We start from the raw sequence: 19,482 nt of genomic DNA, 5'->3' as shown, positions 1-19,482 counted from the left end.
TAATCACCCAATCAACTTCTTCAACAATTCATTCACCTGTGCTGGATTGGCTTTACCACGACTGGCTTTCATCACTTGTCCGACCAGTCCATTAAAGGCTTTTTCTTTTCCGCCTTTGTATTCATCGACCATTGCTTGATTGTTTGCCAGCACTTCTTTGATAATCGCTTCAATCGCCCCTGTGTCGGTGGTTTGTTTTAGCCCTTGCTCATCAATAATCTCATCGGCGGTTTTGTCGGACTCCCACAAATGATTAAATACTTGTTTACCAATTTTGGTGTTAATCGTATTATCGCTAATACGCATAATCAGCCCTGACAGTCGTTTGGCATTGATAGGGGAATTATCAATAGACAGCTCATTTTTATTTAACGCCCCCATTAAATCGCCCATAATGATATTGGCGGTGAGTTTGGTATTTTGTGTGCCGACAATATCCACCACTTGCAAAAAATAATCGGACAATTCTCGGCTACCATTTAATACATTGGCATCATAATTAGACAAACCAAATTCATCAATAAACTGTTGTTTTCTTTGGCTGGGTAATTGTGGCATTTTATCCTTAATTGCCTGCAAACTATCATCGGATATAATAACAGGCAATAAATCAGGGCAGGGGAAATAGCGATAATCGTTGGCTTCTTCTTTTTCACGCATTGCCCGAGTTTCATCACGCTCGGGGTCATAAAGGCGTGTGGCTTGAATGATTTTGCCACCGTCTTCTAATATATCAATTTGCCGTTCTACTTCTGATTTAATCGCTCGCTCAATAAAGCGAAATGAGTTTAAGTTTTTTAATTCACAGCGAGTGCCAAAGGGCGTATTGGGTTTATGCACCGAGACATTGATATCGGCACGAAAAGAGCCTTCTGCCATAATCGCATCGGATATGCCAAGCCAAGTAACCAGTTCGTGAATGGTTTTGACATAAGCGACTGCTTCGTCTGCCGACCGCATATCCGCTTCTGAAACGATTTCAATAAGTGGCGTGCCAGCACGGTTTAAATCCACGCCTGTCATATGGGGGACAGCATCGTGTACCGATTTGCCAGCGTCTTCTTCCAAATGGGCACGAGTAATGCCAATGCGTTTGGTGTATTCGTTTTTTTGCCCTGCATTGACCAAAATATCAATATGCCCTTTGCCCACAATTGGATTGGTCATTTGCGTGGTTTGATAGCCTTTGGGCAAATCTGGATAAAAATAGTTTTTGCGGTCAAAACTGTTGTATTGTCCAATTTGGGCATTGACCCCCAAACCAAACATTACCGCCTTTTCAATCACCGCTTCATTTAATACAGGCAATGCCCCTGGAAAACCCAAATCCACAATATTGGCTTGGGTGTTGGGACTTGCCCCAAAAGCGGTGGGGGCATTAGAAAAGATTTTGCTTTGGGTATTTAATTGGCAATGAATCTCAATGCCGATAACCACTTCATAGCCGTCAATTAAAAGATTGGGTGTGTTCATAAAAATTTTCCTATAACAATTTAATTTGATTAAGGTTTAATGTGTATCAAGCCATTAAAATAGGTACGCCGTCATATTGCTTAATTTTGTCATCAACCGTTATTAACACCAAATTTTCGGTTTTAGCTTGGGCGATTAAAATTCTGTCAAATGGGTCTTTGTGGATTTTTTGCATATTTCGCACGGCAATGGCGTGTCTGCTGTTGATTTTTAATTCTTTAAAATCTTCTTGCAAGAGTGTTTGATAAAGTAAAAAAGGTTCTACCAAATCATCATCTTGTACTTTTTCATTGCTTAATTTAATGCCAACTTCCCAAATGCTCGCAGGGCTAAACCATAATTCATTGCGATAATCACTGACGATGAGTTTGACTGATTTGCTTAATTTTGGACTGTTTTTTAATGCCCATAACAAAATATGCGTATCTAGCAAATATCTCATACATCAAAATCCATAATTTCAAGGTCATCAAAATCATCAGGGATTTTAATATCTGGCAATGCTCCCAAACGATAGGGGCGATTCTTTGGCATTGGTGCAATATCGGCTTTTTGATGTAATAAAAAATAAGGTTCAGACACTTTTTGAAAAAATTCTGCCAAATTGTCTTTACCAATGGTTTGTATCAATTTTTGGTAATACATATCATCAACTTCAAAACTAATCGTTTGCATTATTGCTCCAATATCCAATGATGAGTTAATCTTTAATTCTTGCCATTGCTTTTAATTCTTGCCATTGTATAAGCATTGACAAATTGACCGTTTCTAAATGCAAAAGCGGTGTGCTCACCTTCAATTTCAAAACCAAACTTTTGGTATAGGCTAATGGCTTTGTGATTGTCGGTATAAACGGTTAATTCTAGGCGTTTTAGATTTAGCCAATTATCCGCCAATTCAATAATATGTGCCAATAATGCCTTACCAACGCCACGCCCTTGATGTTCATCAGACACGGCAATGACAAAATTGCCAATATGATTTCGTCTAGGGTTGGTTTCAATGCGTAAAGCAATATTGCCAACCACTATTTCACCGTCATTGTTCTTGATAATCGCCACAAAAGAATGCACATTATCAGGAATATTACCGAGCCACTTTTTCCAATTATCGTTTGATTGGCTAGGCAGGTGCAAAGTCTGGGTAAAAACGCTAGGATTGCTATAAAGTTTTTGCATTCCGTCTGAATGTTTTTGTTCGGTGCGGACGATTGCTGGTTGCATTTGACACTACCTGTTGGGTGTTTATTTGGTCATTATTTATTTGTAAATCGCTTATTAAGTAAGCAATCATCAAACCGCAAACAATACTCTAATCATCGCATTTAGCCGTTCTCGGTCTTGTGGGCTATTGTGTTGTTTGATGATTTGTTGGACATCGCTATCAAAACAATTTGCCAAGTGCGATTGCTCTTTTAATGACCTTTGTGCTTGGGCGATTAGGGGGTGTTTGATGGGCTTGGCATTGTCAAAATCAAACCCATCAAAATAGCTAGCGTCTTCTTTGATATAATCGCTCATGATTTTTCTCCGCTTTAATGGCTGTAATTAACCGAATGATATCGCCTCGTTGTGTCCAACCGACGACCAAAAGCTCTGCTTTTTCACTTAAACCAATGGTAATAAATCGCTGTTCGTGATAATCAAATCTTTTGTCTTCGTAGGTTAATCCATTTTCATCAAAAAATACTGTACAAACTTCTTTAAAATTTAGACGATGTTCTTTTTGTACCAATGCTTCTTTGACATCGTCCCATTCAAAGTTTAAACCATATAAAGTATAACTCAGTGTTGGCATTATTTATTCCTAAATTTAGCTCAGACACTTACCCCAAATCCGCCATTTGGGTATGAAAATCGGTTGCCCCTTGATAAGCGTGGGCGGTATTTAAAAGCGTATTTTCCGCCCAATGTTTGCCAATCAATTGTAAACCCACAGGCAAGCCGTCCACAAAGCCCACAGGGTGCGACAAACTTGGCAAGCCTGCCAAATTCACGCCAATGGTGTACACATCGCCCATATAAATCTCGGCAGGCGACAGATTTTCGCCGATTTTGTAGGCGACCGTTGGGGCGGTGGGCGTAGCGATGATGTCGCAGGCTTCAAAGGCCTTTAAAAAGTCATTGACAATCAAACGGCGAACCTTTTGGGCTTTGATGTAATACGCATCAAAATAGCCCGCAGATAGGGCATAAGTCCCCATAATGATACGCCGCTGCACTTCCACGCCAAAACCTTCGGTGCGAGAACGAGTATAAAGGTCGGTCAAATCTTTGGGATTTTCACAGCGATAGCCAAACCGCACGCCGTCATAGCGAGACAAATTGGAGCTGGCTTCGGCAGGGGCAAGCAAATAATAAGTCGCCAAAGTAATTTGTGGGTCGGTCAAATTGATGTCCACCAAAGTCGCCCCCAAATTTTCATAAACTTTTAAGGCAGATTGGATGGCGTGTTTGACGCTGTCGTTTAACCCTTTGCCAAAATATTCTTGGGGAATGCCAATTTTTTTGCCTGCTAAGGGTTTATCGCTTGACGGCATTGCCAACAAATTGGCGGTCAAATTGTCCTTGGGGCGGTTGATACTGGTGGCGTCTTTGGGGTCAAAGCCTGCCATCGCTTCTAATAAATACGCACAGTCCAATGCCGATTTGCCAAAACTGCCTGCTTGGTCAAGGCTTGATGCGTAGGCAATCATACCAAAGCGAGACACTCGCCCATAGGTGGGCTTGATGCCTGTCAAACCACAAAAAGAAGCAGGCTGGCGAATAGAACCGCCTGTGTCCGAGCCTGTCGCCACAGGCACAAATCCCGATGCCACCGCCGCTGCCGACCCGCCAGACGAACCCCCTGGCACACGGCTTGTATCCCAAGGGTTATGCACCGCCCCAAAATACGAAGACTCGTTGTCCGACCCCATGGCAAACTCGTCCATATTGGTTTTGCCAAGACAGACAAAGCCAGCGTTGGCGACATTTTGCACCACCGTGGCATCATAGGGCGAGACAAAATTGGCAAGCATTTTTGAGCCAGCACTGGTCAAAACGCCTTGGGTGCAAAGGTTGTCTTTGTGTGCCATTGGCACGCCAAGTAGGGGGCGGTTGTCGCCGTCTGCACGCAGTTTGTCGGCAAGTTCGGCGTGTTCTAATGCCAGCTCTGGCGTAACCGTGATAAAGCTGTTTACCGCCTTGTCGTGCTTGGCGATACGGTCTAAAAAATGCTGGGTCAATTCCACCGAGCTAAATTGTTTGCTTTGAAGACCGTCTGACAATGCTTGGACGGATAGGGTGTGTAGGTCTGTCATTGTTTTTCTCTGATTTTTAAATTTGTTTTGGGAAATAAAATTTATTAAGGCAAATTAAGCAATCACGCTTTTTAGCTTAGGGCGAAATTTGGCTTAGGGCAAAAAAGTTATCACTCAATCACTTGTGGCACAAGATATAATCCGTCTTGCACTTTTGGGGCAACCGTCTGGTTTAATTCACGATTGACCGCTAAACCGTTTAAATCCACCACATCATCACGCAAGCGTTGGTGCATATCGTGGACATTGTTTAAGGGCTTGACATCATCGGTATTCACATCGGATAAAATATCCATCATTTGTAAGATTTTACCGATGTCTTGGGCGTAATCGTCCGCCAATTTTTCATCAATGGCAAGGCGAGAGAGTCTGGCGGTATTTAAAATGTCGCTACTTGATAAAGTATCACTCATGATGATTTCCTGTTTAAAGTTTTTTTGTGAATCAAAGTTTCTTGTAAAAAATATCAAGAAAAAGCGGTTAAAATGTTATTAATTTTAGCATAATTTGCAAGCTGACAAAATCACTAATATAACTTTGTTTTTAAAGTTTTTGACAAAATGAACAAAAAGTGAAGTTAAAGTGAAGTTGTTTGCATCATTTGTTAAACTTTCTTGTAAAAAATAGTAATTTTTTGGGAAATACACATGATTTTTTGGGTGTAAAAAGGTATAATTCACCGTTAATTAATTTTTATCTGACGCAAAAACACTTAAAACCTTCTTGATAAAGTGTGTGCGTCTTGTCTGTTGTTTTGCTTAATTTTTTTTGGAAAAGCTAGCCATGAATTTGTTTGGATTTTTATCAACCAATATTGCCATTGATCTTGGCACGGCAAACACGCTGATTTATACTCCTGGTAAAGGGGTGGTGCTTGATGAGCCAACAGTCGTTGCTTTGCGTGCTAATCGTACTCAAAACCCCACTATTGCGGCGGTAGGTATTGATGCCAAACAAATGCTTGGTCGCACCCCTGATAATATCATGGCAATTCGCCCATTAAAAGATGGTGTGATAGCTGATTTTGAAGTTACCCAAAAAATGCTCAAACATTTTATCACCAAGGTTAAGGCACGCCGTTTTTTGGCAAACCCAAATGTCGTGGTTTGTGTGCCTTGTAAATCAACTCTGGTTGAGCGTCGTGCCATTGAAGAGGCAGTGCGTTCGGCAGGAGCGAACAGTGTGCATATCCTAGAAGAGCCGATGGCGGCCGCGATTGGGGCAGGTTTGCCTGTGCATGAAGCGAGTGGCTCTATGGTGGTGGACATCGGTGGCGGTACCACCGAGATTGCGGTGATTGCCTTATCTGGCTGTGTGTACGCTGACTCTATCACCGTAGGTGGTGATAAATTTGATGATGCAATCATTCATCATGTCAAAAAAGTGCACGGCTGTTTCATTGGCGAGACAACCGCTGAGCGTATTAAGGTAGAGGTAGGTACAGCAATCTTTGATGAAAATGAAAATTTGGAGGTTGAGGTGCGTGGGCGTAGTATGGCAGAAGGCGTGCCAAAAACTTTTACGGTCAATTCTAAAGAAATTCAAGCGGCACTTGCTGAGCCACTGTCTGCGATTGTATCAAGTGTTAAAGAGACTCTTGAGCAGACACCGCCAGAGCTTTCATCAGACATTGCTGAAAATGGCATCATGCTGACAGGTGGCGGTGCTTTACTTCGCAATCTTGATAAATTATTATCTAAAGAAACTGGACTACCTGTAACGGTGGCTGATGATCCGTTGACTTGTGTGTCTCGTGGGGGTGGTAAGGCATTGGAATTTATTCATGACAAGTCGTTGAATATGATTTTTGTGTAATGATGTGTGATTGCACGATATGATTTTTATTGAATGATTTATAAGATGCTTTAAATAAAAAAATAAGAAATAAAAAACAGGTAATTCAATTAAAATCATTGATTGGATAAAAATCTGATTAAGCGGTGTGAACTCACCGCTTTTTGCTTTATAAAGTGAAAATGATGCTTTTGGTCTGATTTGATAAGCTGGGTTGGTAGAATTATGTTGCTGAGTATTTTTTCCCAAAAACCGCTATTTGTACGCACGACATTTGCTTTTTTGGTTCTTGCACTGATTTTGATGTTGCTTGACAGTCAAAAACCAGAATGGTTCCAATCGTTGCGTAGTGCCAGCCATGCTTCCATGCAACCGATTTATCAGATGTCTCTCATGCCATCTTTTGTTGCTCATTATACAGATGGTGCCTTTCAAAGCAAAGAATCGTTACGCCGTGAAAACATTCGCTTGCAAACGGAATTGTTGCAAGCCAAAGTGCAATTGCAGCAACAAGATTATCTCATTGCTCAAAATGCTCGGCTAAAAGGCATTTTGTCCACCACAGAGTCTGCCAAACACGATTTGCTGCTTGCTCAGGTGATTGGTACGGATTCTAACCCGCTAAAACAAATCGTCGTTCTTAATAAAGGTGCAAATGATGGCGTAAAAATTGGGCAAACGGTGATTGATGAAAATGGCATTTTAGGACAGGTGATTAACACTTACCCAAACACATCTCGTCTTGTCTTGATTACAGATGAGCAGCAGTCGGTGGCTGTGGTCATAGCGCGTACAGGTCAGCGTGCTGTGGTTTCTGGCAGTGGTCGACCTGATGGTCTGAATTTAAACTACATATTTAAGACTTCCGATGTACAGGTGGGCGATGAGTTGATTTCGTCAGGTCTTGGCGATCGATTACCAGCAGGCTATCATGTGGGGCGAATTGTGGATATTGATACGACACGCACAGATGATTTTTCTGATATTAAGGTTGTGCCTGCGGCTAATATTATAAACAGTGGTTATGTGCTGATTTTAAAACCAAAACATTCTTAGGGCTTGGCATGAATTCAATGTTGTTTTTGCTACTTGGCATCGTTTCAAGTTTTGTTGTGGCATCAGCGATGAATGTCTACCCACTTTCTTTCATGCTTGCCAATTTTCGTCCGATGTTTTTGGTGCTTGTGCTGGTATTTTGGTTAATGTATCGGCCGACCATCATGCGTGTTTGGGTTGTGTTTTTAATTGGGCTTGTGTCTGATTTGTTATTAGATACGCATTTGGGTCATCAAGCGTTTTGTGCGGTATTGATGAGCTTTGGCTTGCGAGTGCTATTGATTTATATCAAAGAGTTGACCTTAAAAAATGCGTGGTTGTGTGCAAGCATTGCCCTGATTACTTATCGACTCTTACTGGGGATTTTGGAGTCCTTTGGGCATGGTTTTGTTTGGGCACAGCTTGGTTCGCTTTTGATGAGTATTTTGGTGTTTCCATTATTTTGGTATCCTTTGTATTGGATTAATGGACAGCTCAAAGAGCGTGCTTGGTAGGTCATTGCATAAAATTCTTATGACCATATGATTAAGTAAAATTTAAAAAACCAATCAATTCAACCATTAAATCGGTAAACATTCATGCGAATTATTTTGGCATCAACATCACCACGCAGGCAACAGCTCTTAAATGGGGTGGGTCTGAATTTTACAACAATGGCGGCCAACATTGATGAAACTTGGCAAGACAACGAATGTGCACAAGCGTATATTGTACGCATGGTAAAAACGAAGGCCAAAAAGGCGTGCCAAGAGATAAATGACAAGGCTTTAGTCATTACCGCTGATACAATAGGCGTGCTTGATGATGGACAAGTGCTGACCAAGCCCAAAGATCGTGGCGATGCTTTTGCCATGTGGGATAAATTGTCTGACAGCACGCATGAGGTTTGGACAGCCGTATGTGCCAGTGTGGTGGATGCTGGTGAAATTATTTGCCAAGAGTGGATTGTTTGTCGCACACAAATAAGTTTTGTTGAGCTGACCGATGAAATGAAGCAACGCTACTGGGATACAGGTGAACCAATTGATAAAGCAGGAGCGTATGCCATACAAGGTGGTGCCATGGCATGGGTACGCACAATGAATGGCAGTTATACTAATGTGGTAGGTTTGCCAGTTGCTCAGACTCTAGAATTGATTGAGCGTATTTGTGGTCGGTTGGTTAATTAAAATGGCAGAGGGGATTTTAATCAGTCGTACTTTTGGACAAGTTCGCACCGCACTTGTTGCAGACGGTGTGGTGCGAGAAATTTTTTGTGAGCAAGCTGATGATGCAGGACTGGTGGGTAACATCTATCTTGGTAAAGTGGTTCGTATTATATCGCAGATGCAGGTGGCTTTTGTGGATATTGGTCAATCGCAAATGGGATTTTTGCACATTGATGATATTCATCATGTCAAGCACGCCAAGACCGACCAGCCTAAAATCACACAATGCATTCATCAAGGTGAGCGTCTGCTTGTACAAGTTACCAAAGATGAAACGCATACTAAGGGTGCTAGGTTGACAACGGGTATCGCCTTGTCTTCAATGCACCTTGTGTATCGTCCTTATGACGAACAACAAGTACAAGTATCATCTCGGTTGGCACAAGATGAAAAAAAGCGTCTGCGTCATGCTCTGCAAGCCTTTGTTGAAAATAACGATTTGACAGGCAGTGTCATTGTCCGTACCAATGCCGAGGCTGTTGATTTGGCGGTTCTTCAAATGCAGACAGTTCAATTAAAGAGTCGGTGGCAACAGATAACCCAAAAATCCAGCCAAGCAAAACTCAGCAGGGCTGAGCATATGCTCATAGAGGCGGAATTACCTTTGGCGTTACGCAATTTAAGAGAATGGGTGAGTAAGCGTACAGAATGGATTGTAACCGATGACGGTAAGCTTTACGAGTCGGTATTGGCATATACCCAAAATATGCTCAATGACACCGCACCGATTAAGGTGGATTTTTATCAAGCTAGGATACCGCTTTTTGAGGCTCATGGCATAGAGTTTCAGTTGCAAGAGGCACTAAAAAGACAGATAAAATTACCATCAGGAGCGTATCTTGTATTTGATAAGACAGAAGCCTTAGCAACCATTGATGTGAATACAGGTGCATTTACTGGTAAGCATTGCGAACAAATATCAATTTATCAGACCAATATAGAAGCGGTGAATGAGATTGCTAGACAGATTCGCTTACGCAATTTGGGTGGTATGATCGTCATTGATTTTATTGATATGAAAGATAAAAGACATCAAGATGCTGTACTTACTGCGTTAAAATCTGCCATCAAAACTGACCGTGCTAAGGTGTATGTAGCAGGCATGAATGAGCTTGGGCTGGTAACACTGACTCGCCATCGTACGCATGACAGCTTGTTGCAACAGTTATGTGAGCCCTGCCAAGTCTGTGATGGTAGTGGATATATCAAGCGTGTTGACACGGTGGCTTTTGAGATTATTCGCAAGTTATTAGCCAAAATTGGTACACATTCAGAGCTTAGTATTGTGGCAAATCCTTTAGTCGTTGAGTATTTGCAAACCAAAGAACAGCAGACCGTGCACGACCTTGAGCGACTGATGGGCAAAACCATCTATTTGCGTGCAGATTCAGACTATCATTTGACACAGCACGACATCGTTTATTGTTAATTGCCTGGCTGATTTGCATATTTGTTTTTGATATGTTGTGTCAAAATGATAAAAAGTTGGTGCTCACAACAATCAAATGGTCTGTCAAATCATCTGTAATAACATGTAGCTTTCACAAAAAACTCTTGTATTTATCCAAAATTAGTGTATAATACGAGTTCATTATATTTTAGCGTTGTGCTTTTTAATCCGCTCTGTCGTGATTGAAAAGAATGAATTTGATAAAAATTATTCTCTACAAATGTGATAGAGAACTTAAAAAAGACAACGCCACAGCCAAAGCATCGTTTTTGGCACTATAACAACACCCCTGCTGTCAGAATATTTTTGCATGACGGGCAGGGATTGGATTTTTTTTGCCAAAAGCAATGCTCTTGGCAAAAGATTTATGAAACGGTATGGCTGAAATCATCTTTATGATGACGGAAGTTTTATAAAGCACTTAATTTAGGAGCTTGTTGGCATGGCTAACCAGAGAATCCGTATCCGACTAAAATCTTTCGACCATCGTCTGATTGACCAGTCGGCACAAGAGATTGTCGATACTGCAAAGCGTACAGGCGCACAAGTTTGTGGTCCTGTTCCCTTGCCGACTCGTATTGAGCGGTTCAACGTATTGACATCACCACACGTCAACAAAGACGCTCGTGACCAGTATGAAATTCGCACTCACAAACGCATGATTGACATCGTTCAGCCTACTGATAAAACAGTAGACGCACTGATGAAACTAGATTTGGCGGCTGGTGTTGATGTTCAAATCGCCTTAGGCTAATTGAACGGTACTGGTTTAATATTAAACTATTATTAAAGTAAGAGGTCTAAAATGGCGATTGGTTTAGTCGGTATTAAGCGTGGTATGACCCGAATCTTTACTGAAGCAGGTGCATCTATCCCTGTAACAGTAGTTGAGGTTGACGCAAACCGCATTTCGCAAATCAAAACAGTAGACACCGATGGCTATAACGCAATTCAAATCACCACAGGTGAGCGTCGCGATAGTCGTGTCAATGCTGCTCAAAAAGGACACTTCACAAAAGCTGGCGTTGCTGCTGGTCGTGGTGTTTGGGAATTCCGTGCAGACGAAAGCGAATTAGAAGGTCGTGAAGTTGGCGCAGACATTTTGTTAGATTTATTTGAAGTTGGTCAGTTAGTTGATGTTACTGGTCAATCTAAGGGTAAAGGCTTTCAAGGTGGTGTTAAACGCCATAACTTCCGTACTCAAGACGCAACTCACGGTAACTCTGTATCGCATCGTGTACTTGGTTCTACTGGTCAAAACCAGACACCAGGTAAAGTATTTAAGGGCAAAAAGATGCCTGGTCAAATGGGTAACAAGCGTGTTACCGTTCAAGGCCTTGAAATCATGTCTATCGATGCTGAAAAAGGTGTACTAGTCATCAAGGGTGCACTTCCAGGTGCTAATGGTGGCGATGTTATCGTACGTCCGTCAGTTAAAGCCTAGTAAAGGGGATTAATGTGAATTTAAAAACTGTTACAGGTGCGGCGGTTGAACTATCAGAGACTACTTTTGGTCGTGAGTTCAATGAAGCCTTGGTACACCAAGTAGTAACTGCTTACCTAGCTGGCGCTCGTCAAGGTACTCGTGCACAAAAAACTCGTGGCGAAGTATCAGGCGGCGGTAAAAAGCCGTGGCGTCAAAAGGGTACTGGTCGTGCTCGTGCTGGTTCTATCCGTAGCCCAATTTGGGTTGGTGGTGGTCGTGCATTTGCAGCAAAACCACAAGACTGGTCTCAAAAAGTAAACCGCAAAATGTATCGTGGTGCGATGCAGTGCATTTTAGCCGAATTAGTACGCCAAGAGCGTTTGGTATTGGTCGATGACATCACTGTTGACACACCAAAAACCAAAGGTTTGATTGCTAAATTGGCAGAACTAAATGCACCTCGTGCGTTGATTGTTACTCACGAAGTTGATGAGAACTTGTATTTAGCTGCTCGCAACATTCCACATGTTAATGTTTTGGGTACTCGTGAAGTTGATCCAGTAAGCTTGGTTTCTTTTGACAAAGTTATCATGACAGTTGAAGCTGCCAAACAATTTGAGGAGACACTAGCATGAGTAATGCAAGATTATATCAAGTGTTAAAGGCCCCAGTATTCTCTGAAAAATCTCAGCGTCTGGGCGATAGTCTTGGTGTTCAAGTTTTCAAAGTTAACAGCAATGCTACCAAGCGTGACATCAAACAAGCTGTTGAACTAATGTTTGAAGGTGTTGAAGTTGTTAAAGTAAATACTTTGAACACCAAAGGCAAAACCAAGCGTTTTGGTCGTGTCGTTGGCAAACGTTCTGATGTCAAAAAAGCGTATGTTACCTTAAAAGCAGGTTCAGACGTACAAATCGGTGCTGGTGAAAAAGTCACTAGTGAAACAGCGGCTAACGAATAAGGATTAATATCATGCCTATCGTAAAAGCAAAACCTACATCACCAGGTCGCCGCTTTGTTGAAAAAGTAGTGCATCCACACCTTTATAAAGGTCGTCCCTATGCACCGCTTGTTGAATCAAAAGCAAAAACTGGTGGCCGTAACAACAACGGCCGTATCACCACTCGTCATATTGGCGGTGGTCATAAGCAGCACTATCGTCTGATTGACTTTAAGAGAAATAAAGACGGTATCGTTGCAACTGTTGAACGCATTGAGTACGATCCTAACCGTACCGCACATATTGCACTGCTTAAATATGCAGATGGTGAGCGTCGTTACATCATTGCACCTAAAAAATTGGCTGTAGGCGATCAGGTTCAGTCTGGTGAGGGTTCTCCAATCCGTCCAGGTAACTGTTTGCCACTTAAAAATATCCCAGTGGGTACTGTTATTCATAATATTGAACTAAAAATCGGTAAGGGTGCTCAAATTGCTCGCTCTGCTGGTGCGGCAGTTCAATTATTAGGTAGAGATGGTGCTTATGTGATCGTTCGTTTGCGCTCTGGCGAAACTCGCCGTATTCATGCAAATTGCCGTGCGGTTATTGGTGAAGTTTCTAATACTGAAAATAACCTTAAATCGCTTGGTAAAGCAGGTGCAGCGCGTTGGCGTGGTGTTCGTCCTACTGTTCGTGGTACTGCGATGAACCCGATTGATCACCCACACGGTGGTGGTGAAGGACGCAACTTTGGTAAACACCCAACCAGTCCTTGGGGTCAGAAAGCTAAGGGTCTTAAAACCCGTTCTAATAAGCGTACTGACAATATGATTATCCGTCGCCGTCGTGCCAAGAAATAAGGAATAATTTAATGCCTCGTTCATTGAAAAAAGGTCCATTTATCGATGCGCACTTGTTTGCCAAGGTTGAGAACGCTCTTGAAACAAACAATCGTAAACCAATTAAGACTTGGTCTCGTCGCTCGATGATTCTACCACAAATGGTAGGTCTAACTATCTCAGTTCACAATGGCCGCACTCATGTGCCAGTTATTGTAAGTGAGCAAATGGTTGGTCATAAACTTGGTGAATTCGCTCCGACCCGTTCATATCGTGGTCATGGCGTTGATAAAAAATCTAAGAGATAAGGTGCTGCCATGGAAGTAACTGCAAAATTACGTGGTGCCGCAATTTCGGCACAAAAAGTAAGATTGGTTGCGGACGAAGTTCGTGGTAAGCCAATTGAGCGCGCTTTGGACATCTTGACTTTTAGCAATAAAAAAGGTGCTAAGTTAGTTAAGAAATGCCTACAATCAGCAATTGCTAACGCTGAACATAATAATGGTCTAGACATCGATACTTTGCGTGTTTCTACCATCTATGTTGATGAAGGTATTACTTTGAAGCGTATTATGCCCCGTGCTAAGGGTCGTGCTGACCGTATCAGCAAGCGTACCTGTCACATCACTGTTAAAGTAGGAGCATAATCATGGGTCAAAAAGTTCATCCAATTGGTATTCGCTTAGGCGTTATCAAAAAGCACAATGCAAACTGGTATGCAAGCCCAAAGCAATATTCAGAATATCTATTAAATGACTTTAAAGTGCGTGATTTTTTACGCAATAAGTTAAAAGAAGCAATGGTGAGTAACATCAGCATTGAGCGTCCTACTGGTGCAGCTAAAATTACCATCCATTCGGCTCGTCCTGGTGTCATTATTGGTAAGCAAGGTGCTGATATTGAAGCTCTTCAAAAAGAACTTACCAAGATCATGGGTGTTCCAGCACAAGTGAACATTCAGGAGATTACTCAGCCTGACTTAGATGCTCGTCTGGTAGCTGTTGGTATTGCCAGTCAGTTGGAACGCCGTGTTATGTTCCGTCGTGCGATGAAGCGTGCTGTACAAAATAGTATGCGTTCAGGTGCTCAGGGTATTAAAGTTGAGTTATCTGGTCGTCTAGGTGGTGCAGAGATTGCTCGTACTGAATGGTATCGTGAAGGTCGTGTACCTCTACATACTCTTCGTGCTGATATTGATTATGCAGAAGTTCGTGCAGAGACCACTTATGGTACTATCGGTGTCAAGGTTTGGATTTTCCGTGGTGAAGTCCTAGACGGCATGAACAGTGTTTATAACCCAGTGGTTGAAGAGAAAGCTCGTGCGCCTAAGCGTCGTGGCCGTACCAACAACCGTCGTAATTCAGACAAGGGGTAAGCTATGTTGCAACCAAAACGTACCAAATTCCGCAAAATGCACAAAGGCCGTAATACTGGTCTTGCCCAGCGTGGCAACACCGTTGCATTTGGCGAAATTGGTCTAAAATCTATCGGTCGTGGTCGTATGACTGCTCGTCAAATTGAAGCGGCTCGTCGTACCATCACTCGTCGCATTAAGCGTGGCGGTAAAATTTGGATTCGTGTATTCCCAGATAAACCAATCACCGAAAAACCTTTAGAAGTTCGTATGGGTAAAGGTAAAGGTCCTGTAGAGTACTGGGTAGCTGAAATTAAGCCAGGCAAAATGCTTTATGAAATTCAAGGTGTTAGCGAAGAATTAGCTCGTGAAGCCCTAACTTTGGCATCGGCGAAGCTACCTTTCAAAACGACTATTGTTAAACGGACGGTTATGTAATGAAAACCAACGAATTGCGCGAAAAATCAGTAGAAGAGTTGGCTCAATTGCTTGACGAAAAGCAGCTTGATGCATTCCGTCTGCGTATGGCAAAAGCTACGGGTCAGCTAGGCAATACCTGCGAAGTTAAAGCAAATCGTCGTACGATTGCAAAAATTTTAACTTTGATTAACGAAAAACAAAGAGGCGACGCATGAGCGAGAACACCCAAACTCAAGAAGTTGGCGTTGTAACTGGTAAAGTTGTCAGCAACAAAATGGACAAGTCTATCACTGTCCTAGTTGAACGCCAAATTCGCCACCCAATGTATGGTAAACAAGTTCGCCGTTCTACCAAGCTAAAAGCTCACGACGAGAACAATGTTTGTCAAGAAGGCGATATCGTTCGTATCAAAGAAACTCGACCTATCTCCAAGACTAAGACTTGGACTTTGGTAGATGTGATTGAAACAGCGGTAAAAATTTAAGTTATTTGCATTAGAAGTCATTTGCTAGTATAATGTACATCTTTTTAGGTGTTCATCTGTTAAATATATGCAAATACTGCATATATTTAACAACGAATGGCTTTTATTGCTTTATTTATTATGGAGTAATGCGATGATTCAGACTGAAACAATGCTGGAAGTTGCAGATAACAGTGGTGCTCGCCGTGTACAGTGCATTAAGGTACTAGGTGGTTCGCATCGTCGTTACGCATCAGTTGGTGATATTATCAAGGTAACGGTTAAAGAAGCCATTCCTCGTGGTCGTGTTAAAAAAGGCGACGTGATGAATGCGGTTGTTGTACGCACCAAAAAAGGCGTGCGTCGTCCAGATGGTTCTGTACTACGTTTTGATGACAATGCAGCAGTTATTTTAAACAATAACAAAGCTCCAATTGCAACTCGTATTTTTGGACCTGTTACCCGTGAACTACGTGGTGAGCAATTCATGAAAATTGTTTCACTAGCACCAGAAGTACTGTAACCTTTTTTAGAGGCATCCTATGGCAAAGTTACGCAAAGGCGATACCGTGGTTGTGATTGCTGGCAAAGATAAAGGCAAGCAAGGCACAATTTTGGCGGTTAAAGCAGACCGTGTAAAAGTTGAAGGCATTAACATTGTGACCAAACACCAAAAACCTAACCAAGCGTTAGGCAAAGAAGGTGGCATCGTTAAGCAAGAAGCATTTTTACATATTTCAAATGTTGCGATATTCAACGCAGCAACCCAAAAGGCAGATCGTATTGCTTACCAACTGAACGAAGATGGCAAAAAAGAACGCATCTATCGTTCAAATGGTGAAGTAGTGGCGACTGCATAAGAGACTAAGGGTATAGTAATGGCAAGATTAAAATCTTTATACAATGACCAGCTAAAGCAAAAAATCAAAGATGAGCTTGGTTTGGAAAATGTAATGCAGGTGCCAAAAATCACTAAAATCACTCTGAATATGGGTGTTGGTGGTGCAGCACAAGATAAAAAATTATTAGAAGGCGCACTGGCTGATATGACTGTAATCGCAGGTCAAAAGCCAGTTGTGACTAAAGCACGAAAATCAGTTGCTGGCTTTAAAATTCGTGAGGAATGGCCAATTGGTTGCAAAGTTACTCTTCGCGGAGAACAAATGTACGAATTCCTTGATCGTTTGATTGCCATTGCAATTCCGCGTATCCGTGACTTCCGTGGTTTTTCAGCAAAAGCATTTGATGGTCGTGGTAACTACTCATTGGGCATCAAAGAGCAAATCGTTTTCCCAGAAGTTGACTTTGATAAAATCGACCGTATCCGTGGTTTGGATATTACCATTACCACAACTGCTACTAACGATGAGCAAGGTCGTGCATTGTTAAAAGCATTCGGCTTCCCATTTAGATAAGGTAAACGTTATGGCTAAAAAAAGCATGATTAATCGCGAATTAAAACGCGAAAAAGCAGTTGCTAAGTACGCCGAAAAGCGTGCTAAATTAAAAGCAGTAATCAGCGACATTAATGCGAGTGATGAAGAGCGTTTAGATGCAATGCTAGCTCTGCAATCATTGCCACGCAATTCTTCTCCAGTGCGCCTACGCAACCGCTGTGGTCTAACTGGTCGTCCGCATGGTTATTTTCGTAAATTTGGTTTATCACGCAATAAATTGCGTGAGCGTGTAATGCAAGGTGATGTACCTGGCGTTCGTAAAGCAAGCTGGTAAGGAGTATCGCAATGAGTATGCAAGATCCTGTTGCTGATATGCTAACCCGCATCCGCAACGCACAATCAAGAAACAAGCCATCTGTAACAATGCCTGCTTCCAAGCTGCGTAAATCTATCGCTGATCTACTGGTTGCCGAAGGTTATTTGGCAAATGCAGAAGTGAATGACATTGAAAATGGCAAAAAAGTTCTAACTATTGAACTAAAATACTACCAAGGTAAGGGTGTTATCGACACTTTAAAACGATACAGCCGCCCTGGTCTTCGTCAATACCGTGGTAAAGATGAGCTACCAAGTGTCCAAAAAGGCTTGGGTATTGCTATCATTTCTACCAGTAAAGGTATCATGAGTGATCGTGCAGCGCGTGCTGCAGGTATTGGTGGAGAGGTAATTGCATTGGTTGCTTAATAATTAGCACTGATAAAATTACATTAAAAAAGATAAAATCCTTGGTTTACGCCAAGGATTTTATCTGTTATAATAGAGTGCTTTTTTAAACAACTTATTTTAAGTTTGGGAATTGTTAAAGACTGCTCATTCTTTAAAGTTTTTTAAAAAAATCTGTTATTTCGTTGCCGTCGTCTCGATGGTTTTTGTTATCATTAAAGGAAAAATCCTATGTCTCGTGTGGCTAAAGCCCCTGTAACGCTGCCAGCTGGTACTAGCGTTACTTTGAACGGTCAGCAGGTTGAAGTCAAGGGCAAGAATGGTTCTTTGTCTTTGCGCCTGCATGATTTGGTCGAGCTAAAACAAGAAGATGGCGTTGTTACGCTTTCTCCTGTCGCTGACACCAAAGAAGCGTGGATGCACACTGGTACAGTGCGTGCATTATTAAATAATATGGTTCAAGGCGTAAGCAATGGCTTTGAGCGTCGCTTGCAATTGATTGGTGTTGGTTATCGTGCTCAGGTTGCAGGTAATAAAGTAAACCTTAACTTAGGCTTCTCTCATCCAATTGAATACACGCTACCTGAAGGTGTGACTGCTGAAAGCCCAAGCCAAACTGAAATCGTTCTAAAATCAAGCGATAAACAGAAATTGGGTCAAGCAGCGGCTAAAATTCGTAGTTTCCGTCCGCCAGAGCCTTATAAAGGCAAGGGTGTTCGTTATAGCGATGAAGTGGTTCTTCGTAAAGAAGCTAAGAAAAAATAAGTAAGGTGAGCAAAAATGTTCGATAAAAAATCAGCTCGTCTTCGTCGAGCTAAAAAAACCCGTGCACATATTCGTCACTTAGGTGTAAACCGCCTAACTGTAACTCGCACTCCACGCCATATCTATGCGCAAATTATTTCACCAACTGGCGGTGTTGTTGTTGCTCAAGCTTCGACGCTTGATTCAACCCTTCGTTCTGGTGCGACAGGCAATGTTGAAGCGGCAAAAGCGGTTGGTGCATTAATTGCAGAGCGTGCAAAAGCAGCTGGTGTTACTAAAGTTGCTTTTGATCGCAGTGGTTTTAAATATCATGGCCGTGTTAAAGCCTTGGCTGACGCTGCTCGTGAAAATGGATTGGAGTTCTAATCATGGCAAAAATTGAACAAACTGACGGTTTGGTAGAAAAATTAGTTGCCGTTGACCGTGTAGCAAAAGTTGTTAAAGGTGGTCGTATCTTTTCTTTCACTGCTTTGACAGTAGTTGGCGATGGTAATGGTCGTGTTGGCTTTGGTCGTGGTAAGGCTCGTGAAGTACCTGCTGCCATTCAAAAGGCTCTTGAAGCTGCTAAGCGTAATATGATTACTGTTGAGCTTGCGGGCACAACTTTACAACACCCAATTAATGCTCGTCATGGTGCATCAAAGGTTTATATGCAACCTGCATCAGAAGGTACTGGTGTTATTGCTGGCGGTGCAATGCGTGCTGTTCTTGAAGTTGCTGGTGTACAGAATGTATTGGCGAAATGCTATGGTTCAACCAATGCAGCCAATGTGGTACAAGCTACTTTCAAAGGTCTTCGTGATATGGTTTCACCAGAACAAGTTGCTGCTAAGCGTGGCAAATCTGTTGAAGAAATTTTGGGTTAAGAAGTAG

Annotated in this window: 31 protein-coding genes and 1 pseudogene; 24 read left to right on the top strand and 8 right to left on the bottom strand. The window is 42.1% G+C overall.

From position 1 onward, the window contains the following. Positions 1-3 precede the first annotated feature (3 nt). The 8 genes from gatB to gatC all read right to left on the bottom strand — a co-directional run bounded on the left by gatB (position 4) and on the right by gatC (position 5,187). On the bottom strand, positions 4-1,473 hold the full coding sequence (gatB, locus tag U9670_RS06725) for an Asp-tRNA(Asn)/Glu-tRNA(Gln) amidotransferase subunit GatB (protein ID WP_323841926.1): 1,470 nt from the start codon (positions 1,471-1,473) through the stop codon (positions 4-6). Positions 1,474-1,519: 46 nt separating this feature from the next. After that, complete coding sequence (locus U9670_RS06720) at positions 1,520-1,915, bottom strand: type II toxin-antitoxin system VapC family toxin (protein ID WP_323841927.1); 396 nt, start codon at positions 1,913-1,915, stop codon at positions 1,520-1,522. Further along, positions 1,912-2,148, bottom strand: coding sequence for a hypothetical protein (locus U9670_RS06715; RefSeq protein WP_323841928.1), 237 nt, complete (start codon positions 2,146-2,148; stop codon positions 1,912-1,914). The genes U9670_RS06720 and U9670_RS06715 overlap by 4 nt, the downstream gene beginning before the upstream one ends. Positions 2,149-2,180: 32 nt before the next feature. After that, complete coding sequence (locus U9670_RS06710) at positions 2,181-2,696, bottom strand: GNAT family N-acetyltransferase (protein ID WP_323841929.1); 516 nt, start codon at positions 2,694-2,696, stop codon at positions 2,181-2,183. A gap of 69 nt (positions 2,697-2,765) precedes the next feature. Further along, positions 2,766-2,993 (bottom strand): hypothetical protein, encoded by a 228-nt coding sequence (locus U9670_RS06705; protein ID WP_323841930.1) that lies wholly within the window; start codon positions 2,991-2,993, stop codon positions 2,766-2,768. Continuing rightward, positions 2,965-3,270 (bottom strand): BrnT family toxin, encoded by a 306-nt coding sequence (locus tag U9670_RS06700; RefSeq protein WP_323841931.1) that lies wholly within the window; start codon positions 3,268-3,270, stop codon positions 2,965-2,967. The genes U9670_RS06705 and U9670_RS06700 overlap by 29 nt, the downstream gene beginning before the upstream one ends. Before the next feature lie 28 nt (positions 3,271-3,298). After that, complete coding sequence (gatA, locus tag U9670_RS06695; RefSeq protein WP_323841932.1) at positions 3,299-4,774, bottom strand: Asp-tRNA(Asn)/Glu-tRNA(Gln) amidotransferase subunit GatA; 1,476 nt, start codon at positions 4,772-4,774, stop codon at positions 3,299-3,301. Between the two features lie 110 nt (positions 4,775-4,884). Continuing rightward, positions 4,885-5,187, bottom strand: coding sequence for an Asp-tRNA(Asn)/Glu-tRNA(Gln) amidotransferase subunit GatC (gene gatC, locus U9670_RS06690; protein WP_323841933.1), 303 nt, complete (start codon positions 5,185-5,187; stop codon positions 4,885-4,887). Between the two features lie 370 nt (positions 5,188-5,557). On the opposite strand from gatC, the gene U9670_RS06685 reads away from it, so the two are divergent. From U9670_RS06685 to rpsE, 24 genes and pseudogenes are all read left to right on the top strand, one after another. Continuing rightward, positions 5,558-6,589 carry a rod shape-determining protein gene (locus tag U9670_RS06685; protein WP_323841934.1) on the top strand — a complete coding sequence of 344 codons (1,032 nt, stop codon included), beginning with the start codon at positions 5,558-5,560 and terminating at the stop codon, positions 6,587-6,589. A gap of 204 nt (positions 6,590-6,793) precedes the next feature. Then, on the top strand, positions 6,794-7,624 hold the full coding sequence (mreC, locus tag U9670_RS06680; RefSeq protein WP_323841935.1) for a rod shape-determining protein MreC: 831 nt from the start codon (positions 6,794-6,796) through the stop codon (positions 7,622-7,624). Between the two features lie 8 nt (positions 7,625-7,632). After that, positions 7,633-8,118 (top strand): rod shape-determining protein MreD, encoded by a 486-nt coding sequence (mreD, locus tag U9670_RS06675; RefSeq protein ID WP_323841936.1) that lies wholly within the window; start codon positions 7,633-7,635, stop codon positions 8,116-8,118. Positions 8,119-8,202: 84 nt separating this feature from the next. Then, on the top strand, positions 8,203-8,793 hold the full coding sequence (locus tag U9670_RS06670; RefSeq protein ID WP_323841937.1) for a Maf family protein: 591 nt from the start codon (positions 8,203-8,205) through the stop codon (positions 8,791-8,793). Between the two features lies 1 nt (position 8,794). Further along, positions 8,795-10,261: an Rne/Rng family ribonuclease gene (locus U9670_RS06665; protein ID WP_323841938.1), complete on the top strand. Its 1,467-nt coding sequence runs from the start codon at positions 8,795-8,797 to the stop codon at positions 10,259-10,261. Between the two features lie 463 nt (positions 10,262-10,724). Beyond that, positions 10,725-11,036 carry a 30S ribosomal protein S10 gene (gene rpsJ, locus U9670_RS06660; protein WP_003656991.1) on the top strand — a complete coding sequence of 104 codons (312 nt, stop codon included), beginning with the start codon at positions 10,725-10,727 and terminating at the stop codon, positions 11,034-11,036. Between the two features lie 51 nt (positions 11,037-11,087). Further along, positions 11,088-11,726, top strand: coding sequence for a 50S ribosomal protein L3 (rplC, locus tag U9670_RS06655; RefSeq protein ID WP_323841939.1), 639 nt, complete (start codon positions 11,088-11,090; stop codon positions 11,724-11,726). Positions 11,727-11,740: 14 nt separating this feature from the next. Beyond that, positions 11,741-12,343 (top strand): 50S ribosomal protein L4, encoded by a 603-nt coding sequence (gene rplD, locus U9670_RS06650; protein ID WP_323841940.1) that lies wholly within the window; start codon positions 11,741-11,743, stop codon positions 12,341-12,343. Then, positions 12,340-12,669, top strand: coding sequence for a 50S ribosomal protein L23 (gene rplW / locus U9670_RS06645; RefSeq protein WP_323841941.1), 330 nt, complete (start codon positions 12,340-12,342; stop codon positions 12,667-12,669). The genes rplD and rplW overlap by 4 nt, the downstream gene beginning before the upstream one ends. Before the next feature lie 11 nt (positions 12,670-12,680). Next, positions 12,681-13,508, top strand: a complete 828-nt coding sequence (gene rplB, locus U9670_RS06640) for a 50S ribosomal protein L2 (protein WP_323841942.1) — start codon at positions 12,681-12,683, stop codon at positions 13,506-13,508. Positions 13,509-13,519: 11 nt separating this feature from the next. Next, a complete protein-coding gene (gene rpsS / locus U9670_RS06635; RefSeq protein WP_323841943.1) occupies positions 13,520-13,795 on the top strand; it encodes a 30S ribosomal protein S19 in 276 nt (91 codons plus the stop codon). A 9-nt stretch (positions 13,796-13,804) separates the two neighbouring features. Beyond that, positions 13,805-14,134: a 50S ribosomal protein L22 gene (rplV, locus tag U9670_RS06630; protein ID WP_036364312.1), complete on the top strand. Its 330-nt coding sequence runs from the start codon at positions 13,805-13,807 to the stop codon at positions 14,132-14,134. Between the two features lie 2 nt (positions 14,135-14,136). Next, positions 14,137-14,968: pseudogene (gene rpsC, locus U9670_RS06625) on the top strand (30S ribosomal protein S3). Next, complete coding sequence (gene rplP / locus U9670_RS06620) at positions 14,866-15,279, top strand: 50S ribosomal protein L16 (protein ID WP_029102635.1); 414 nt, start codon at positions 14,866-14,868, stop codon at positions 15,277-15,279. The pseudogene rpsC and the gene rplP overlap by 103 nt, the downstream one beginning before the upstream one ends. Continuing rightward, positions 15,279-15,476 carry a 50S ribosomal protein L29 gene (gene rpmC, locus U9670_RS06615; RefSeq protein WP_323841944.1) on the top strand — a complete coding sequence of 66 codons (198 nt, stop codon included), beginning with the start codon at positions 15,279-15,281 and terminating at the stop codon, positions 15,474-15,476. Before rplP ends, rpmC begins: the two co-directional genes overlap by 1 nt. Continuing rightward, positions 15,473-15,745 carry a 30S ribosomal protein S17 gene (gene rpsQ, locus U9670_RS06610; RefSeq protein ID WP_323841945.1) on the top strand — a complete coding sequence of 91 codons (273 nt, stop codon included), beginning with the start codon at positions 15,473-15,475 and terminating at the stop codon, positions 15,743-15,745. Before rpmC ends, rpsQ begins: the two co-directional genes overlap by 4 nt. 133 nt (positions 15,746-15,878) lie before the next feature. Continuing rightward, the gene (rplN, locus tag U9670_RS06605; protein ID WP_029102638.1) at positions 15,879-16,247 is read left to right on the top strand and encodes a 50S ribosomal protein L14; all 369 of its coding nucleotides are present in this window, start codon (positions 15,879-15,881) and stop codon (positions 16,245-16,247) included. Between the two features lie 19 nt (positions 16,248-16,266). Continuing rightward, positions 16,267-16,584 (top strand): 50S ribosomal protein L24, encoded by a 318-nt coding sequence (rplX, locus tag U9670_RS06600; RefSeq protein ID WP_323841946.1) that lies wholly within the window; start codon positions 16,267-16,269, stop codon positions 16,582-16,584. Between the two features lie 18 nt (positions 16,585-16,602). After that, positions 16,603-17,139 carry a 50S ribosomal protein L5 gene (gene rplE, locus U9670_RS06595; protein ID WP_323841947.1) on the top strand — a complete coding sequence of 179 codons (537 nt, stop codon included), beginning with the start codon at positions 16,603-16,605 and terminating at the stop codon, positions 17,137-17,139. A gap of 10 nt (positions 17,140-17,149) precedes the next feature. Next, positions 17,150-17,455, top strand: coding sequence for a 30S ribosomal protein S14 (rpsN, locus tag U9670_RS06590; protein WP_323841948.1), 306 nt, complete (start codon positions 17,150-17,152; stop codon positions 17,453-17,455). An 11-nt stretch (positions 17,456-17,466) separates the two neighbouring features. Continuing rightward, entirely contained in the window at positions 17,467-17,865 is a 399-nt protein-coding gene (gene rpsH, locus U9670_RS06585; RefSeq protein ID WP_323841949.1) for a 30S ribosomal protein S8, read from the top strand. Positions 17,866-18,075: 210 nt separating this feature from the next. Beyond that, positions 18,076-18,609, top strand: coding sequence for a 50S ribosomal protein L6 (gene rplF, locus U9670_RS06580; RefSeq protein ID WP_323841950.1), 534 nt, complete (start codon positions 18,076-18,078; stop codon positions 18,607-18,609). 15 nt (positions 18,610-18,624) lie between these two features. Continuing rightward, complete coding sequence (rplR, locus tag U9670_RS06575) at positions 18,625-18,975, top strand: 50S ribosomal protein L18 (RefSeq protein ID WP_323841951.1); 351 nt, start codon at positions 18,625-18,627, stop codon at positions 18,973-18,975. Positions 18,976-18,977: 2 nt separating this feature from the next. After that, positions 18,978-19,475, top strand: coding sequence for a 30S ribosomal protein S5 (rpsE, locus tag U9670_RS06570; protein ID WP_323841952.1), 498 nt, complete (start codon positions 18,978-18,980; stop codon positions 19,473-19,475). The last annotated feature ends 7 nt before the right edge of the window (positions 19,476-19,482 follow it).

Source organism: Moraxella tarda, from assembly GCF_035181405.1.
In the GTDB taxonomy this organism is placed as follows: Bacteria; Pseudomonadota; Gammaproteobacteria; order Pseudomonadales; family Moraxellaceae; genus Moraxella.
Note: the sequence above shows the minus strand (reverse complement) of the source record. Positions and strands in the feature narration are given on the sequence as shown.

Bases quoted from the DNA above. Each gene is read 5' to 3' on its own strand.
- rpsQ (WP_323841945.1), top strand. From the start codon at position 15,473: ATGAGCGAGAACACCCAAACTCAAGAAGTTGGCGTTGTAACTGGTAAA.
- rpmC (WP_323841944.1), top strand. From the start codon at position 15,279: ATGAAAACCAACGAATTGCGCGAAAAATCAGTAGAAGAGTTGGCTCAA.
- rpsJ (WP_003656991.1), top strand. From the start codon at position 10,725: ATGGCTAACCAGAGAATCCGTATCCGACTAAAATCTTTCGACCATCGT.
- U9670_RS06715 (WP_323841928.1), bottom strand. From the start codon at position 2,148: ATGCAAACGATTAGTTTTGAAGTTGATGATATGTATTACCAAAAATTG.
- rplN (WP_029102638.1), top strand. From the start codon at position 15,879: ATGATTCAGACTGAAACAATGCTGGAAGTTGCAGATAACAGTGGTGCT.
- rplB (WP_323841942.1), top strand. From the start codon at position 12,681: ATGCCTATCGTAAAAGCAAAACCTACATCACCAGGTCGCCGCTTTGTT.
- rplW (WP_323841941.1), top strand. From the start codon at position 12,340: ATGAGTAATGCAAGATTATATCAAGTGTTAAAGGCCCCAGTATTCTCT.
- rplP (WP_029102635.1), top strand. From the start codon at position 14,866: ATGTTGCAACCAAAACGTACCAAATTCCGCAAAATGCACAAAGGCCGT.
- rplR (WP_323841951.1), top strand. From the start codon at position 18,625: ATGTTCGATAAAAAATCAGCTCGTCTTCGTCGAGCTAAAAAAACCCGT.
- rplF (WP_323841950.1), top strand. From the start codon at position 18,076: ATGTCTCGTGTGGCTAAAGCCCCTGTAACGCTGCCAGCTGGTACTAGC.
- rpsE (WP_323841952.1), top strand. From the start codon at position 18,978: ATGGCAAAAATTGAACAAACTGACGGTTTGGTAGAAAAATTAGTTGCC.
- rplV (WP_036364312.1), top strand. From the start codon at position 13,805: ATGGAAGTAACTGCAAAATTACGTGGTGCCGCAATTTCGGCACAAAAA.
- rpsN (WP_323841948.1), top strand. From the start codon at position 17,150: ATGGCTAAAAAAAGCATGATTAATCGCGAATTAAAACGCGAAAAAGCA.
- rplE (WP_323841947.1), top strand. From the start codon at position 16,603: ATGGCAAGATTAAAATCTTTATACAATGACCAGCTAAAGCAAAAAATC.
- rplX (WP_323841946.1), top strand. From the start codon at position 16,267: ATGGCAAAGTTACGCAAAGGCGATACCGTGGTTGTGATTGCTGGCAAA.
- U9670_RS06700 (WP_323841931.1), bottom strand. From the start codon at position 3,270: ATGCCAACACTGAGTTATACTTTATATGGTTTAAACTTTGAATGGGAC.
- U9670_RS06720 (WP_323841927.1), bottom strand. From the start codon at position 1,915: ATGAGATATTTGCTAGATACGCATATTTTGTTATGGGCATTAAAAAAC.
- U9670_RS06665 (WP_323841938.1), top strand. From the start codon at position 8,795: ATGGCAGAGGGGATTTTAATCAGTCGTACTTTTGGACAAGTTCGCACC.
- U9670_RS06705 (WP_323841930.1), bottom strand. From the start codon at position 2,993: ATGAGCGATTATATCAAAGAAGACGCTAGCTATTTTGATGGGTTTGAT.
- mreD (WP_323841936.1), top strand. From the start codon at position 7,633: ATGAATTCAATGTTGTTTTTGCTACTTGGCATCGTTTCAAGTTTTGTT.
- mreC (WP_323841935.1), top strand. From the start codon at position 6,794: ATGTTGCTGAGTATTTTTTCCCAAAAACCGCTATTTGTACGCACGACA.
- gatB (WP_323841926.1), bottom strand. From the start codon at position 1,473: ATGAACACACCCAATCTTTTAATTGACGGCTATGAAGTGGTTATCGGC.
- rpsS (WP_323841943.1), top strand. From the start codon at position 13,520: ATGCCTCGTTCATTGAAAAAAGGTCCATTTATCGATGCGCACTTGTTT.
- gatC (WP_323841933.1), bottom strand. From the start codon at position 5,187: ATGAGTGATACTTTATCAAGTAGCGACATTTTAAATACCGCCAGACTC.
- rpsH (WP_323841949.1), top strand. From the start codon at position 17,467: ATGAGTATGCAAGATCCTGTTGCTGATATGCTAACCCGCATCCGCAAC.
- rplC (WP_323841939.1), top strand. From the start codon at position 11,088: ATGGCGATTGGTTTAGTCGGTATTAAGCGTGGTATGACCCGAATCTTT.
- U9670_RS06670 (WP_323841937.1), top strand. From the start codon at position 8,203: ATGCGAATTATTTTGGCATCAACATCACCACGCAGGCAACAGCTCTTA.
- gatA (WP_323841932.1), bottom strand. From the start codon at position 4,774: ATGACAGACCTACACACCCTATCCGTCCAAGCATTGTCAGACGGTCTT.
- U9670_RS06710 (WP_323841929.1), bottom strand. From the start codon at position 2,696: ATGCAACCAGCAATCGTCCGCACCGAACAAAAACATTCAGACGGAATG.
- U9670_RS06685 (WP_323841934.1), top strand. From the start codon at position 5,558: ATGAATTTGTTTGGATTTTTATCAACCAATATTGCCATTGATCTTGGC.